This window comes from Acinetobacter sp. YH12233, from assembly GCF_013417725.1.
Classification (GTDB): domain Bacteria; phylum Pseudomonadota; class Gammaproteobacteria; order Pseudomonadales; family Moraxellaceae; genus Acinetobacter.
The window spans coordinates 1-15,747 of record NZ_VPDK01000033.1; the positions used below are offsets into that span (position 1 = coordinate 1).

Here is a 15,747-nt window from a genome sequence, read left to right on the forward strand (position 1 = left end):
AAGCACGTAGTGTTCATGGATTTCTAGGAGGGATTTACGCGTCCTTGTGTGCATATCAACTGATCCATAAAAATAAGCCAACAATTCAAATTATGAAGTCATCGGCTTAAGCAGGATTCGGGTTAATTAGAATAAAAACTGAATAAAAACCCCAGCAAAATAATCAGGATTAATATACTTGAAAAATAAATTCCAACCATTTTAATCAGATTTAAATAATCTATTGTTACAAAAAAATAATCACAAATATTTAGAATAATTATCAAACTTTTAATTAAATATTATTAATATTTTCAATAACTTATAAATATATATTTATTTAAACTATTTGGTCTATTTATTTTTTAGTTACAATCGATTAATAATATATAACAAACCACATAATAGGCTTGTTCACATGAGCTTAGTTTCTAAAAATTTAAACCAAAAAACAGTAAGAGAGATTACTGCGATTTTAATTATCAAGATCATTCTACTTCTGGTAATTAAAAATATTTGGTTTGATGCGCCTACTATTCCAAAAGATTTTGACACTCAAGTCGCCGAGCGTATCGCCGGCAATCCTTCCCAAATCAAGGAGACACGTTGATGATTTCTGAAAGCGTGGTCGATCTTTCGCGGTTCCAGTTCGCTATGACCGCGATGTATCACTTTATTTTTGTTCCACTGACCTTAGGCCTGGCATTTCTGCTTGCCATTATGGAAACCACCTATGTGATTTCCGGCAAAGAAATTTACAAGGACATGACTAAGTTTTGGGGAAAACTGTTCGGGATTAACTTTGCCTTAGGGGTAACCACAGGCTTGACCATGGAGTTCCAGTTCGGAACCAACTGGGCATATTATTCGCATTATGTGGGTGATATTTTCGGTGCACCATTGGCTATTGAAGGTTTGATGGCCTTCTTCCTTGAATCTACTTTCATTGGTTTATTCTTCTTCGGTTGGGACCGTTTATCCAAAGTACAGCATCTGGGCGTGACCTGGTTAGTTGCACTGGGATCTAACATGTCTGCACTGTGGATTCTGGTTGCCAATGGCTGGATGCAAAACCCGGTTGGTTCAGCATTCAACTATGAAACCATGCGTATGGAAATGGTGGACTTTGCAGCACTGATCTTTAACCCGGTTGCACAGGTTAAATTCGTACATACTGTTTCTGCAGGTTATGTGACTGGTGCCATCTTCGTACTGGCGATTTCAAGTTACTATATGCTGAAAAAACGTGACTTGCCATTTGCACGCCGTTCATTTGCGATTGCTGCCATTTTCGGCTTAGCGTCAACTCTTTCTGTGATCCTGCTGGGCGATGAGTCTGGTTATGAAATTGGTGATGTACAGAAAACCAAACTGGCTGCGATTGAAGCAGAATGGGAAACTGAACCAGCACCTGCAGCATTTACTTTATTTGGCTTCCCAAATAAAGAAACCATGTCTACCGATTATGCTGTGAAAATTCCTTATGTTATGGGGATTATCGCTACACGTTCTGTAGATACGCCTGTTACCGGTATTAAAGATCTGCTGGTTGAACATGAAGGTCGTATCCGAAACGGTATGGTGGCTTATGAACAACTGGAAAAACTACGTGCTGGTGATCAGTCTCCTGAGCTGAAAGCTGCATTTGCAGAAACTCAAAAAGATTTGGGCTACGGTCTGCTTCTGAAAAAATATACTGCAAATGTTGTAGATGCTTCTGACGAGCAAATTAAGGCAGCAGCAAAAGATACTATTCCACATGTACCAAGCCTGTTCTGGGCATTTCGTGCCATGGTCGCTTCTGGCTTCCTGATGCTGGTTCTATTTGTTCTTGCAACTTTTGCGGTGGCTAAACGCAATGCAGAAAACAAACCTTGGTTATTAAAATTTGCATTATTTGCACTACCACTTCCATGGATTGCGGCACAAACTGGCTGGTTTGTTGCTGAAGTAGGTCGTCAACCTTGGACTATTGGTGAGGTTCTGCCTACACATTTATCGACTTCAAGCTTAAGCACAGGCGATGTATGGGGTTCAATCATTGCATTAGCAGCGTTCTACACTGTACTGCTGATCATTGAAATGTACTTAATGATTAAATTCTCACGCCTTGGCCCAAGTTCTCTACATACTGGTAAATACCACTTCGAGAAACTTGAAGCTGCAAAAAAGGCAAATGAGGAGGCTCAAGCATGATCGAATATGAATTACTCAAAATAATCTGGTGGGTACTGGTTGGCGTCTTGCTGATTGGTTTCGCCCTGACTGATGGCTTTGATATGGGCTCCATGGCGATCATGCCATTCGTGGGTCAGAATGATGAAGAACGTCGTGCGGCAATCAATACGATTGCCCCGCATTGGGATGGTAACCAGGTCTGGTTTATTACTGCGGGTGGTGCCCTGTTTGCTGCCTGGCCAATGGTTTATGCAACTGCCTTTTCTGGTATGTACTGGGCACTTCTGCTTGTTCTGTTCGCCTTATTCCTGCGTCCAGTAGGATTCGACTATCGCTCCAAACTGGAAAATACCAAATGGCGTAATGCTTGGGATTGGGGCCTAGCAGTTGGTGGTGCTGTGCCTGCACTGGTTTTCGGTGTCGCATTCGGCAATATGTTCCTGGGTGTTCCATTTACATTAGACGAAACAGTTCGTTCGACTTATTCTGGCAGCTTCTTTGCCCTGCTCAATCCATTTGCACTGGTATGTGGTGTTGTCAGCTTATCTATGCTGTGTGCACACGGTGGTGCATGGTTGATGCTACGTACAGATGGCGATTTACGTGAACGTTCTGCCAAAGCAACCAAAATCATGGGGATTGTTTATCTGGTAGCTTTCCTGGCTGCAGGCGCTTGGCTGTACTTTGGTGGTATTCAAGGCTACACCCTGGTTACACCTTTTGATACCAATGGTGTTGCCAACCCGCTTGCCAAAGAAGTGATGACCAATGCCAATCCAGGCTGGATGAACAACTATTCGACTTATCCAATCACAATGGCTGCTCCAATTGCCGGCATTTTGGGTGGCTTGATCATTGTACTGGCAGCAGGTAAAAATAAAGCAGGCCTGAGCTTCCTGGGTTCATCCCTGGCAGTGATCGGTGCAATTTTGACTGCCGGTTTTGCCCTGTTCCCATTCCTGATGCCTTCAAGCATTAATCCGGTTGCAAGCTTAACCATGTGGGATGCGGTCTCCAGCCAAAATACCTTAACTGTGATGACTGTGGCTGCATGCATCTTCGTTCCACTGATTCTGTGCTACACCACTTGGTGTTACTACAAGATGTGGGGCGTGATTACCAAAAAACATATTCAAGAGAATTCACACAGCCTGTACTAAGGCTGTGTCTTAGGAGATAAAATTATGTGGTATTTCGCATGGATTCTCGGCATTTTGATGGCCTGTTTCGCTGGTGTACTCAGTGCACTATATATTGAAAATCATCAAGACCTGGATGAGAAATAAGAGATGACAGACGCTGCAGTTGAACAAGTAAAGATAGAAAAAAAATCTAACCCTTTTGCAATGGTGATTTCTTGCCTATTGGCTTTTCCACTCGCAGCGGTGTTGCTGGTTCATCCTGCTGCAATGCTGGATGCCAACGGGGAATATAGCCACCGCGCCATGATGTTTATCATGATCGGCATTTCAGGCGGTTTTATTCACGGGGTTGGCTTTATCCCTCAGCACTGGTTCTGGAAATGGCTATTTAGTCCGTTTCTGGCTTGGCCGTTAATGCTATGGGGTTATTACACCTGGTTTCTTAATTAGGTATTAAACAGCCAAAAACAAAGCCCTCATTTGAGGGCTTTTTGTTCTTTATTTCTTTTGTGAAACACAGCCTGTTTCATAGGTAGTTCCCAAATCCTGAAGGGATTGAGTAAACTGATTATCCAGTGTACTCACAAACCGGAATTCATCCTGCGCTGTCGCAAGATGCAGATTCTGTTCTGATAGATACTTTAACTGCTTTAAACCGGTTGCATATTCACAGGCTTTAGCAATCATAAGTGCAGGATGCTCACGTCGGTCTACCGATGAGTTCAACACGGCAAGTTTTAGCTCTAACTCATCATATTTTTGTTTGGTTTGCGCCTTAAATTCAGCCTGACTCAGTGGTTTGGCCCAAGCTGAAACAGATAAGCCCAAAATTCCAATGGCTATAATTAATTTATGCATTTTCCCCTCAACAATAAAAATTACATACGATTTATCTAAGTTATTGAATATTTATAGCATAAAGCTACTTTTAATAAATACGAGCAATAAAAAAGCCAGAACTGGTCCGGCTTTGAAAACTTACTTCATTGAATTTTCTACCGATGAGTATGAATTGACATCACAATACCCATCCCTGCCAACATGGAAATTACGGCTGTACCACCATAACTCATCAATGGCAAAGGGTCACCCGTTACAGGTAAAATCCCACTGACCATGCCTGAGTTTAAAAACACGAAGAAAAAGAAAGTCAGTCCGATCGCACCGGCATACAAACGGCCAAAGTTATGAAAGCTATTCATGCCAATAATCAGACAGCGAATAATAATGGCCGTAAACAGGCTGAATAGCAGAAACACCCCGATAAAACCAAATTCTTCGGCATAAGTCGACATGATGAAGTCGGTATGATGTTCAGGCAGATAACCTAGATGAGACTGGGTGCCTTGCGAATAGCCTTTCCCCATAACCCCACCCGAACCGATGGCAATTTTGGACTGGATAATATTCCAGCCTGCGCCCAAGGCATCTGATTCTGGATCGAATAAAGTCAAAATCCGTTTCTTTTGATATTCCTGCAACAAGAACATCCACAGTAGCGGCACTGCAACGGCCAAAGCAGCAAAGGCTCCAGCAATTAGACGCCATGACATGCCACTCAGGAACAGTACAAAAATCCCGGGAATCACCAGACCGATATTTAGATCGGGTTGTAATGCCACCAGTACAAAAGGTACGCCTAAAATCACCAAGGCGCCCACAATATCTAGAAATTTTGGCGGGAAAGGTTTACGGGCAAAGTACCAGGCCATCATCAGTGGCATGGCAAACTTCATCACCTCACTCGGCTGCATACTCCCCACACCCGGCAACGTAATCCAGCGGGTTGCCCCCAGACGCTTTTCACCAATCACAAAGACCAGCAGCAGCATAAAGATACCGAACATATAAAAATATGGACTGGCAGCCTGATAGACCTTGGGTGGTACTTGGGCACAGATAAACATTACCACAAAACCCACACCAAAACTGATCGCCTGGCGAATCACCATCCCCGAATCTTCAGAGGTGGCACTGTAAACCACCATCAGACCCAAGATCGCATTTAAAATCAGGAAACAAAGCAGCCATGGATCAAGGTGCAACTTGGTCCATCGGGAGGCATTCTGGGGATTAATACTACGACCATCGCGTGCGGACTGCCGCAAAAAACGATACTGCTGTGAAGGGATCATTGGCCCACGGGTAGAAAATTCATGATGGCAAAATTATAAGTTAAAGTGCTCCGGAATAAATCGCCATTGACCGATTTATTCCATTTTTATTGCAATATATTTAGCGCTGGACAGCCAGAATCAACTTCGCCAGTTCCAGATCATCTGGATAGGTAATTTTAATATTATCGGAACGCCCCTGTACTACTTGGACGGGTTCATCTATATGTTCCAGTGCACTGGCTTCATCGGTAATGGTAGCACCATCTGCGAGTGCCTGCTGAATCGCACGCTTCAAAGTTCCAAGTTTCGCCATTTGTGGTGTTTGCGCCTGCCATAATGTCGAACGATCTACTGTCATTTCAATACCATGATCCTTTACGACACGTTTTAAGGTATCTCGTACCGGAATGGCCAGAATCGCAGCCTGATCAGTTTGAATTGCTGTATTGACCAGATCAATCAGGGAGCTTTGACTCACACAAGGACGGGCTGCATCATGCACCAAAACCCAATCCTCTTCTGAAGCAATCTCAGATAAATATTCCAAGGCATTTAGTACAGAGTTGACGCGCTCTGCACCGCCCAAGCAAAAATGTGCTTTATCCAGATGAGAAAGTGGCAGAGTCTTGGCAACATCATCCTGTGCACCAATCGCAAGGACATAACCTGCTAATGGCAATTGATTCAGACGGGAAACCGTGTGTTCAAGAACGGTCCGTTCCTGAATCATCTGGTATTGTTTAAGTTCGGTTTTGGAAAATCGGCTACCGGAACCTGCAGCTGGTAAAATGACCCACAATTTATGGTGTTGTTGGAACATCAGCTGATTCATTGGTTCTCAGGTCTACTTTATTCGGATTAAGATAAATCGGTTTATATTGAGTACTAATAGTGCTCATTTGCACAAAGGTTTCATGCGGCTTGATCAAACCTAGATCGAGACGGGCATGCTCTTCGATGGCTTCAATACCATTCTTCAAATCATAAACTTCTGCGGCCAGAACGCGATTACGTTCTTTCAGTTCTTCATTCAATTCTACTTGTTGCTGAATTTTCTGGGTCAATGCCTGATGGTCATTATAACCACCCTCACCGAACCAGTATAAATATTGAAACCCTGCGATCAAAACGATCGCAAGGCCCAACAGTACTTTACTCATCAAGGAGTCGAATACATTTAACATTGACATAAGTCGCTTAGTTCAAACCTTTGAACTCAGCTTTACCGCGATATGCAGCTTGAGTCAATTCTTCGATACGAAGTAATTGGTTATATTTCGCTACACGGTCAGAACGGCAAAGTGAACCAGTCTTGATTTGACCTGCTGCTGTACCTACTGCAAGATCTGCAATAGTAGAATCTTCAGTTTCGCCTGAACGGTGAGAGATTACAGTAGAGTAACCATTTGCTTTCGCAAGGTAGATTGCATCTAAAGTTTCAGTCAATGTACCGATCTGGTTGTACTTGATCAGGATTGAGTTACCTACTTTCTCGTTGATACCGCGTTGAAGAATCTTAGGATTCGTAACGAACAGGTCATCACCCACCAACTGGATTTTATCGCCAAGGATAGAAGTCAGGTAAGACCAACCTTCCCAGTCAGATTCGTCCAGACCATCTTCAATCGAGATGATAGGGTATTGATTTACCAGACCTGCAAGGTAGTCAGCAAACTGGTTGCTTGTGAACGATTTGTTGCCTTCACCAGCCAGGATATATTGACCATCTTTGTAGAATTCTGAAGATGCACAGTCAAGCGCAAGCATAATATCAGAACCAGCCTTGTAACCAGTTTGCTCGATTGCAGACAGGATCACAGTAATAGCTTCTTCGTTAGAACGAAGGTTTGGCGCAAAACCACCTTCATCACCAACTGCAGTGTTCAAACCTTGTTTCTTCAAAACTGATTTTAAAGAATGGAAGATTTCAGCACCAGCACGTAACGCTTCAGAGAATGAAGTGAAACCTACAGGCTCAATCATGAATTCCTGAATATCAACAGTGTTGTCTGCGTGAGCACCACCGTTCAGGATGTTCATCATTGGAACAGGCATAGTCAAAATCTTTTGACCACGAAGATCTGCGATATATTGGTAAAGCGGCGTTTTCTTTTCTTCAGCAGCAGCACGCGCAGCAGCAAGAGATACTGCCAAAGTTGCGTTTGCACCTAATTTTTCTTTGTTTTCAGTACCGTCTAAAGCGATCATCGTATTATCGATGTCTTTTTGTTCGAATACTGATTTACCCACTAACGCATCACGAATCAGAGTGTTTACGTTGTTAACCGCAGTTTTAACACCTTTACCTAGGTAACGTGCTTTATCGCCATCACGAAGTTCTAAAGCTTCACGAGAACCAGTTGAAGCACCAGATGGTGCACATGCACGGCCAACTACGCCAGATGCCAGGATAACGTCTGCTTCGATGGTTGGGTTACCACGAGAGTCCAAAATTTCACGTGCACGAATGTCAACGATTTGGCTCATGAACAATTCCTCAGTTGATTAATAACAGGATGCTTAAAACTGCATCAATGGGTATCTAATTTTTCAAATCCTTTCACTAGAGTATCCAGCTCTTTTAATTGAGCCAGGAATGGTTCTAGTTGAGATAAACGCAAGGCACAAGGACCATCACATTTTGCCACATCCGGATTTGGATGAGCTTCTAGGAACAAACCTGCAAGACCTGTTGCCATACCGGCACGCGCCAGTGTAGTAATCTGCGCACGACGACCACCGGCAGAGTCAGCACGACCGCCTGGAGTTTGTAATGCATGTGTTACATCAAAGAATACTGGCACGTTCATTTCTTTCATGATGTCGAAGCCCAGCATGTCTACAACCAGATTGTTGTAACCAAAAGCAGAACCACGCTCACAAAGAATCAGCTTGTCATTCCCTGCTTCCAGACACTTATGCAAAATGTGGCGCATTTCGTGCGGAGCAAGGAACTGGGCTTTCTTGATGTTGATAATGGCATCAGTTTTTGCCATCGCTTCAACCAGGTCAGTCTGACGACTTAAGAATGCAGGTAGCTGGATAATGTCAGCAACTTCTGCCACAGGAGCAGCCTGATACGGCTCATGTACATCAGTGATAATTGGCACATTAAAATGTTTTTTAATGTCGGCTAACCACTCGATTCCTTTTTCCAGGCCAGGCCCACGGAATGAGTTCAGGCTTGAACGGTTGGCTTTGTCAAAACTTGCTTTAAAGACATATGGAATATCTAAACGTTTGCAGATATCAACATAAGTCTCTGCAATTTCAAAAGCTAAGTCTTTCGACTCAAGTACGTTCATGCCGCCGAATAGTACAAATGGCAAGTGGTTTGCCATTTGTATATCGCCTAAACGTACAATTTCTTGTGGTTTTAATTGTGACATTTAAACTTCCTAGTTGTGTCTTAAACTCGCATTATTTAGTTTTTTGGTACTGTTTTTTCGCAGCATCAATGAAACCGGCAAATAATGGATGTCCATCACGTGGCGAGCTGGTAAATTCCGGGTGGAATTGTACTGCAATAAACCAAGGATGTGCAGGAATTTCAACAGTTTCTACCAGGTGTTGCACTGGAGAATAACCAGAAATCTTCATGCCTTTTTCTTCCAGCACTGGGATATAACGGTTGTTCATCTCGTAACGGTGACGGTGACGTTCGATAATTTCATCCGAACCATACACTTCAGCAGTCTTGGTACCCGGTACCAGTTCAGACTTCTGTGCACCTAGACGCATGGTACCGCCAAGATCAGAATCTACTGAACGCTGTTGAACTTCACCGCGCTCATCTAACCATTCAGTGATCAGACCAATCAATGGAGATTTGGTTGAACGGTTGAATTCTGTTGAAGTCGCATCAGTGATACCCGCCACATTACGTGCATATTCGATCACTGCAAGCTGCATACCTAAACAGATGCCTAAGAATGGCACACCGTTTTCACGTGCAAAACGAATCGCTTTCATTTTGCCTTCAGTACCACGTTCACCAAAACCGCCTGGTACCAGAATCGCATCCGCATCTTTCAATACTTCATTGACATCTTGGCTTTCAAGTTCTTCAGCATTGACATAGTCGATCTGGACTTTCACGCGGTTTTGAATACCGGCATGTAAAAGTGCTTCGTTCACAGACTTGTAGGCATCCGGAAGTTCAACATATTTACCAACCATCGCAACACGAACAGTGTATTCAGGATTCAGTAAAGCTTCTACCACATTATCCCAGTCAGACAGGTCTGCTTCTGGAAGATTGTCATAGCCGAAACGTTCACAGATTAAATCGTCAACATTTTGTTCATAGAAAGTACGTGGAATCTGGTAGATCGTACGTGCATCTTTACACACGACTACTGCACGCGCTTCTACGTTAGTGAACAAGGCAATTTTACGCGTCGTATCTGCATCAACATCATGTTCAGTACGGCAGATCAAAATGTCTGGTTGAATACCAATAGACAGAAGTTCTTTAACAGAGTGCTGTGTTGGTTTGGTTTTTAATTCTGCTGCAGACTTAATGTATGGGAGTAACGTTAAGTGCATCAGCATCGTACGTTTATGACCAAGTTCAACCATTAACTGACGTACAGATTCCATGAATGGGAGAGATTCAATGTCACCTACAGTACCGCCGATCTCAACGATCGCAACGTCATAACCTTCGCCAGCGCGAAGTACACGTTCTTTGATGTTGTCAGTAATGTGTGGAATAACTTGTACAGTACCACCTAGGTAGTCACCACGGCGTTCTTTATTCAGAACATCCTGGTAAACACGGCCTGATGTAAAGTTATTCAGTTTGGTCATTTTCGCACGACGCAAGAAACGTTCGTAGTAACCCAAGTCTAAGTCTGTTTCAGCACCGTCTTCTGTAACAAAAACTTCACCGTGCTGGAATGGGCTCATAGTCCCTGGATCGACATTAATGTATGGATCCATTTTTACCATGGTCACTTTTAAACCACGGGCTTCTAAAAGTGCAGCAACAGAAGCAGCTGAAATACCTTTACCTAGTGATGAAACAACACCACCAGTCACGAAAATAAAATGGGTCATTGGGTTTCTCGTACAATCGAGCCTAAATCGGCCTGCAATGTTGCGCAATTTTACTTTACCTTGTACCAATAAAGCAAAGTCAATCCGCATCAAATCAAAGAACAATAAACAATTGACTATTCTAACAGCAATTCCTGAAAAAAATTACAGTAAGTTCATATGATTTATATATTGCATTTTGCTGCTATAATAGGAACATTCACACCCTACACTATTCTGTTTGATGCAATGATGATGAAGAAACTTTTAATCTGTACCCTGATCCTGACTGGCCTTACACTGACTGGTTGTGTAAAAAAAGAAGCTCCAAAAGAAGAAGAACAAACCGAAGTTACTCCAGCATCTGAAGTGGTTGCTCCGGAACCTGTACAACTTGAGCCTGTTGAACCATTAGAATCAACACCAGTTGAACCGGTTGAAGAAGCACCAGCAGCACCGGCTGTTGAAATCCAGCGCGAACAAACTGCGAATACTACGACTGAAATTCGCCGTGAAGTTAAAAAGCCGGAACCTGCTCAATCAGAGCCTGCGCCTGCAGCTGAAACAAATTCAAGCACTGAGCAGCCTGCAAAACCTGCAGCAACACCAGCCGCTCCTAAAAACAACTCATCTTCTGCAAATAAGTCTGAAGATGATGCAGTTGCAGATGCAATTGCTGCTGCTATGCCAGCACTTGAAAACTAATATAATCCTTCATCAAAAAAACCCAGCTTATGCTGGGTTTTTTATGGTTTAAAAATCTCTTTCAAGCTGCCGTTGGAGTATCGGAAAGTTGCAGTAAATAATCTGCCATCAGACGAGTGGCCCATGATTCTGTCTGCATTAAGCCCTGATAAAAGCCACAATGGCTACCTTTTTTAGTGGTGACGACCACAATATTTGGCATGGCTCGAATGACATCCTTATACGGTTCCAGATTCTGGATATGACAGACCGGGTCATCTTCCGAATTCAAAATCATCAATGGAATTTTGACATTTTCAAATACATAAATTGGATTGGTGGCCTTGGTATAACTTTCATAATCTGAAAAGCCTGCCAGCTCATAGTAGCGCTGTTCAAATTCAGACAAGTCTTTCACCTCAAGCAATTGCTTCCATGAAGGATAAATCTGCCAGGTTTCCTGATAAGGATGGATAAAACGTTTGATCAGTTTTTTAGCCATGACTTTGCTATAAAACGGATGTACATAGGCAAAACCGGTTTCAGTGTTATAGCCTGGGCATAAAGCAAAGGCTGCTTTGAGTGGGGTTTGCTCGCCCTCTTCACCCAAGTAGCGAACCAACAGTCCTGTCCCCGCAGAGGAACCCACACCATAGAGATCGGATTGAGGAAACTTGTCCTGAATATAGAGCAACTGTTCACGCAGATCTTGGGTTGAACCAAACAAGTTCATTTTTGGCACAGGCATTGGCAGGTCAGCATGACCACGGCGCAAACACAGAGCAACACGCCAGCCTGTATATTTATGTAGGTCACGCACCAGCTCCCGCATGGATTCCGGAGAGCCGGTAATGGTATGCAATAGCACAATGGTAGGTGTACTTGGCGGTAAATCTAAACCATACCAGGCAATGCCAGTAATGCCGCCATCGGACATATTCAGCTGCTCAAGCACATCATATTGCAGCTTAATCGTGCGTTTTTTTATCAAGTCCAGATATAGAATGTGCGCATGCGCATTCGATAACCACGGTGTTGGACGATATTTCTGTTTTAAAAGTGGTAAACGTTCAATCACACCAGAAAATAAACCATTCGGATTATAATAAAGTGTTGGAAGATCGGCTCCGCTAAAGCGGTCCAGATATTCACTTGAAAGTTGACTCATTTTTTTAAGCCACATTTTCATCTGTATTCCCCTCTAGTTTTCTATCAGTGATGTACAAACTTCATGCCGACTTGAATCAATTTTAGGAAATTAAGTATTAGCCTGATAAGCCTGAATCCGCTGGCCCATTTCTATAGCTAAGGCTTCAAGTCCAGATTTTGGTCGTATCATTACTTCAAAATCAATGATCTGACCTTCATCATTGAACTGAATCATGTCGATTCCCTTAAGTTTCTTATCGCCGACATTGGCGGAGAACTCAAGTACAACATTGTTACCATCTTCACTAAGAAATTCGCGGTGATAAGTAAAGTTTTCAAAGACCTGAACCACATTGGTCAAGATAAAAAATACAACCTGTTTCCCGGGATAAGGCTGAAAAGCCACGGGTGAGCGGAATACGACATCGTCCGCGAGGAGTTCATTCAATATGGACATGTCACGTGTTTCCAACATTTCATGCCAACGCATAATTGCAGTTTGGGTTGTTTGTAGTGTCATTATTATTTCCTTTTTGTTGTAAAGTCCCTCTTTGCAAATAGGGGGATTTAGGGGGATTCTGGTGTTTCAGAATAGAATCCTCTCCCTAACCCTCTCCTTTAACAAAGGAGAGGGAATGTTGCGAATCAACTTTCTTTCATGACAATTTCGCATGAAAGCAAAAACTGTCATCTTTTAAGTTTTATCAATTAAATCACCGCAGCCAATTCAGCACCCTGACGGATTGCACGTTTAGCATCCAGCTCACCTGCTTCTTTCGCACCACCAATGAGATGCACGTTTTTACCGGCAGCTTTTAGTTCATCAAACATGGCAGTATAAGATTCCTGACCAGCACAGATAATGACATTATCTACGTCTAACACTGCAGGTTGATCATTTACCATCACATGCAGACCTTGATCATCAATTTTTTCATAGCTTGCACCAGCAATCATTTTGACATTACGATGCTTTAAGCCAGCACGGTGAATCCAGCCTGTGGTTTTACCCAGACTTGAACCGACAGAAGCTGCTTTACGCTGCAATAAATAAATTTCACGTTCAGGCTGTTCTACATTGGCGGTCTTGAGTCCACCGACATTTTCATAGTTAGTATCGATTCCCCATTCATCATAGAATTTTTCCGGATTGACGCTACCACTTTCGGTCCCATGACTGAGCATCTCAGCCGTATCAAAGCCAATACCCCCTGCACCAATAATCGCTACACGCTGGCCGACTGGTTTACGCTCTCTTAGTACCTCCAGATAAGACAACACTTTAGGATGATCAATTCCAGGAATATCGAGCTGACGCGGTGTCACCCCAGTGGCAACCACAATGTCATCAAATTCGGCTGAAATCAGCTGATCAAAGGTCGCGGTGCAATTTAATTTCAATTGAATACGTGGTTGCAACTCAATCTGACGTTTGAAATAACGTAAGGTTTCATAAAACTCTTCCTTACCTGGAATGGTCTTCGCAATATTAAATTGCCCACCAATCTGCGCTGAAGCTTCGAATACAGTGACATGATGACCACGACCTGCTGCATAGATGGCAAAGCTTAAACCCGCTGGTCCTGCACCAATCACTGCAATATTTTTCGCTACATTGGTTTCTTTAAAGATCAGTTCAGTTTCATAACACGCGCGTGGATTCACCAGACAGGTAGCAATTTTCATCGAGAAAATATGATCCAGACAGGCCTGATTACAACCGATACAGGTATTAATTTCATCACTACGGCCCTGTTCTGCTTTTAAGACAAACTCAGAGTCTGCCAGCATTGGACGTGCCATTGACACCATATCGGCATCGCCTGTAGCCAGGACATATTCTGCCATTTCCGGCGTATTAATACGGTTAGAGGTAATAAGAGGAATACTCACCTGACCTTTTAGCTTGCGCGTAACCCAAGTAAAGGCCGCACGTGGCACTTTGGTAGCAATGGTCGGAATACGCGCTTCATGCCAGCCAATACCGGTATTAATAATCGTCGCGCCCGCTTTCTCAATGGCTTTGGCCAGTTGGATTACTTCTTCTAGAGTTGAACCGCCTTCAACCAGATCCAGCATGGAAAGACGATAGATAATAATAAAATTCTCACCGACCATTTCACGGGTACGGCGTACAATTTCAATCGGGAAACGGATACGGTTTTCATAACTACCACCCCATTCATCATCACGATGATTGGTACGCGCTGCGATGAACTCATTGATCAGGTAACCTTCTGAACCCATGATTTCGACACCGTCATAACCGGCGTATTGAGCCAGTCTGGCACAGTTGGCAAAGTCATCAATGGTTTGCTGCACTTCAGCAGAGCTTAAAGCATGCGGTTTGACTGGATTAATCGGTGCCTGAATTGGAGACGGCGCGACATTTTCCGCCTGATAAGAGTAACGGCCGGTATGCAGGATCTGCATGGCAATTTTCCCGCCAGCCTCATGCACGGCTTGAGTAATGATTTTATGCTTTTCAGCTTCTTCAATCGTGTCGAGCTTGGAACCGCCCTGAAAAGTGACGCCATGATCATTCGGTGAGATACCACCTGTCACAATTAATGCTACGCCACCCTTGGCGCGTTCTGCATAAAAGGCAGCCATCCGATTATAACCACCTGGTGCTTCTTCTAAGCCCACATGCATAGAGCCCATCAAGACACGGTTTTTAAGCGTGGTAAAACCTAGGTCCAGTGGGGCAAGTAAATTCGGATATTTAGACATTTCAACTCCCTAGCGTGCAGATGTGCTGGCTATTTTTATTCAGGCTGACTGATTTATTTCCATCAAGCATCAGCCTTATGCAACTTGTTGCACTAATTTATAGTGCAGAATTGATTTTTATGCAACATGTTGCATAATAATCCCGAGTCACTTTTTTGAGACGTTTATGTCTTTATCACATGTTTTACTCACCAGCCTGATTGAGAAACCGAGCACCGGCATTGAACTGGCACGCCGTTTTGACCGCTCCATGGGCTTCTTCTGGAATGCCACCCATCAGCAGATCTATCGTGAACTAAATGCCATGCTGCAAAAAGGCTGGATTTCGACCATAGAAGAGGAAGATTCTCATAGCCGTAAAAAAACCTATCAGGTAGAACGACTCGGCCGGGAAGAACTGGCTAACTGGATGCTGGAGCATAGCTCTCCTGCACAGCTTCGTGAAGAATTGATGGTTCGTCTGCGTGCAGAAGCCCAACTTGGCGGCAACAGCACCTTACCTGAACTGGAACGACATCTAGAAATACATAAAGAAAAGCTTAAAACCTATCAGCATATTTTCGCCAAAGACTTTGCTCAAGCTGACGAAAATGACCGAACCCTGTATATTCATAAAATGATTCTGCAACTGGGTATTGATCAGGAACTGGGCTGGATTGCCTGGCTGGAACAGGTCATTCCCAGACTTAAACAATTCGATGTAGAAAAATTATAAATACGGAGAT

General features: G+C 43.4%; 17 protein-coding genes and 1 pseudogene. 8 read left to right on the forward strand and 10 right to left on the reverse strand.

Going from position 1 to position 15,747, the window contains the following annotated elements; genetic code table 11:
* The 6 genes and pseudogenes from FTV12_RS12725 to FTV12_RS12750 all read left to right on the forward strand — a co-directional run.
* Positions 1–110, forward strand: a pseudogene (locus FTV12_RS12725) (IS982 family transposase); the annotation flags it as partial.
* 287 nt (positions 111–397) lie between these two features.
* On the forward strand, positions 398–589 hold the full coding sequence (cydP, locus tag FTV12_RS12730) for a cytochrome oxidase putative small subunit CydP (RefSeq protein WP_004783737.1): 192 nt from the start codon (positions 398–400) through the stop codon (positions 587–589).
* Positions 589–2,175, forward strand: a complete 1,587-nt coding sequence (locus FTV12_RS12735) for a cytochrome ubiquinol oxidase subunit I (protein WP_125279135.1) — start codon at positions 589–591, stop codon at positions 2,173–2,175. The genes cydP and FTV12_RS12735 overlap by 1 nt, the downstream gene beginning before the upstream one ends.
* The gene (gene cydB, locus FTV12_RS12740; RefSeq protein WP_159123152.1) at positions 2,172–3,317 is read left to right on the forward strand and encodes a cytochrome d ubiquinol oxidase subunit II; all 1,146 of its coding nucleotides are present in this window, start codon (positions 2,172–2,174) and stop codon (positions 3,315–3,317) included. Before FTV12_RS12735 ends, cydB begins: the two co-directional genes overlap by 4 nt.
* 24 nt (positions 3,318–3,341) lie before the next feature.
* The gene (cydX, locus tag FTV12_RS12745) at positions 3,342–3,443 is read left to right on the forward strand and encodes a cytochrome bd-I oxidase subunit CydX (RefSeq protein ID WP_004783742.1); all 102 of its coding nucleotides are present in this window, start codon (positions 3,342–3,344) and stop codon (positions 3,441–3,443) included.
* A gap of 3 nt (positions 3,444–3,446) precedes the next feature.
* Positions 3,447–3,749 carry a cyd operon YbgE family protein gene (locus FTV12_RS12750; protein ID WP_159123153.1) on the forward strand — a complete coding sequence of 101 codons (303 nt, stop codon included), beginning with the start codon at positions 3,447–3,449 and terminating at the stop codon, positions 3,747–3,749.
* 48 nt (positions 3,750–3,797) lie between these two features.
* Here the strand turns inward: FTV12_RS12750 and FTV12_RS16565 are convergent, their stop codons facing one another.
* The 7 genes from FTV12_RS16565 to FTV12_RS12785 all read right to left on the reverse strand — a co-directional run bounded on the left by FTV12_RS16565 (position 3,798) and on the right by FTV12_RS12785 (position 10,477).
* Complete coding sequence (locus FTV12_RS16565) at positions 3,798–4,157, reverse strand: hypothetical protein (protein ID WP_227607366.1); 360 nt, start codon at positions 4,155–4,157, stop codon at positions 3,798–3,800.
* Positions 4,158–4,294: 137 nt separating this feature from the next.
* Entirely contained in the window at positions 4,295–5,434 is a 1,140-nt protein-coding gene (gene rodA / locus FTV12_RS12760) for a rod shape-determining protein RodA (RefSeq protein ID WP_166134868.1), read from the reverse strand.
* 100 nt (positions 5,435–5,534) lie between these two features.
* Complete coding sequence (gene ispD / locus FTV12_RS12765; protein WP_159123155.1) at positions 5,535–6,248, reverse strand: 2-C-methyl-D-erythritol 4-phosphate cytidylyltransferase; 714 nt, start codon at positions 6,246–6,248, stop codon at positions 5,535–5,537.
* On the reverse strand, positions 6,217–6,606 hold the full coding sequence (locus tag FTV12_RS12770) for a septum formation initiator family protein (RefSeq protein ID WP_004783752.1): 390 nt from the start codon (positions 6,604–6,606) through the stop codon (positions 6,217–6,219). The genes ispD and FTV12_RS12770 overlap by 32 nt, the downstream gene beginning before the upstream one ends.
* A 7-nt stretch (positions 6,607–6,613) precedes the next feature.
* Positions 6,614–7,903: a phosphopyruvate hydratase gene (gene eno / locus FTV12_RS12775; RefSeq protein ID WP_034171067.1), complete on the reverse strand. Its 1,290-nt coding sequence runs from the start codon at positions 7,901–7,903 to the stop codon at positions 6,614–6,616.
* A gap of 44 nt (positions 7,904–7,947) precedes the next feature.
* Positions 7,948–8,805: a 3-deoxy-8-phosphooctulonate synthase gene (gene kdsA, locus FTV12_RS12780; protein ID WP_004783756.1), complete on the reverse strand. Its 858-nt coding sequence runs from the start codon at positions 8,803–8,805 to the stop codon at positions 7,948–7,950.
* A gap of 31 nt (positions 8,806–8,836) precedes the next feature.
* On the reverse strand, positions 8,837–10,477 hold the full coding sequence (locus tag FTV12_RS12785) for a CTP synthase (protein ID WP_104426986.1): 1,641 nt from the start codon (positions 10,475–10,477) through the stop codon (positions 8,837–8,839).
* Positions 10,478–10,705: 228 nt separating this feature from the next.
* On the opposite strand from FTV12_RS12785, the gene FTV12_RS12790 reads away from it, so the two are divergent.
* Positions 10,706–11,161: a hypothetical protein gene (locus tag FTV12_RS12790; protein ID WP_373683629.1), complete on the forward strand. Its 456-nt coding sequence runs from the start codon at positions 10,706–10,708 to the stop codon at positions 11,159–11,161.
* A gap of 61 nt (positions 11,162–11,222) precedes the next feature.
* Here the strand turns inward: FTV12_RS12790 and FTV12_RS12795 are convergent, their stop codons facing one another.
* The 3 genes from FTV12_RS12795 to FTV12_RS12805 all read right to left on the reverse strand — a co-directional run bounded on the left by FTV12_RS12795 (position 11,223) and on the right by FTV12_RS12805 (position 15,022).
* Positions 11,223–12,329: a YheT family hydrolase gene (locus FTV12_RS12795; protein ID WP_166134882.1), complete on the reverse strand. Its 1,107-nt coding sequence runs from the start codon at positions 12,327–12,329 to the stop codon at positions 11,223–11,225.
* A 69-nt stretch (positions 12,330–12,398) separates the two neighbouring features.
* Positions 12,399–12,809, reverse strand: a complete 411-nt coding sequence (locus FTV12_RS12800; RefSeq protein WP_179993002.1) for a nuclear transport factor 2 family protein — start codon at positions 12,807–12,809, stop codon at positions 12,399–12,401.
* Between the two features lie 188 nt (positions 12,810–12,997).
* Positions 12,998–15,022, reverse strand: a complete 2,025-nt coding sequence (locus FTV12_RS12805; protein WP_179993003.1) for an NADPH-dependent 2,4-dienoyl-CoA reductase — start codon at positions 15,020–15,022, stop codon at positions 12,998–13,000.
* A 166-nt stretch (positions 15,023–15,188) separates the two neighbouring features.
* Between FTV12_RS12805 and FTV12_RS12810 the strand changes: the two genes are divergently transcribed.
* Positions 15,189–15,737 (forward strand): PadR family transcriptional regulator, encoded by a 549-nt coding sequence (locus tag FTV12_RS12810; protein WP_166134890.1) that lies wholly within the window; start codon positions 15,189–15,191, stop codon positions 15,735–15,737.
* Positions 15,738–15,747: the final 10 nt, after the last annotated feature.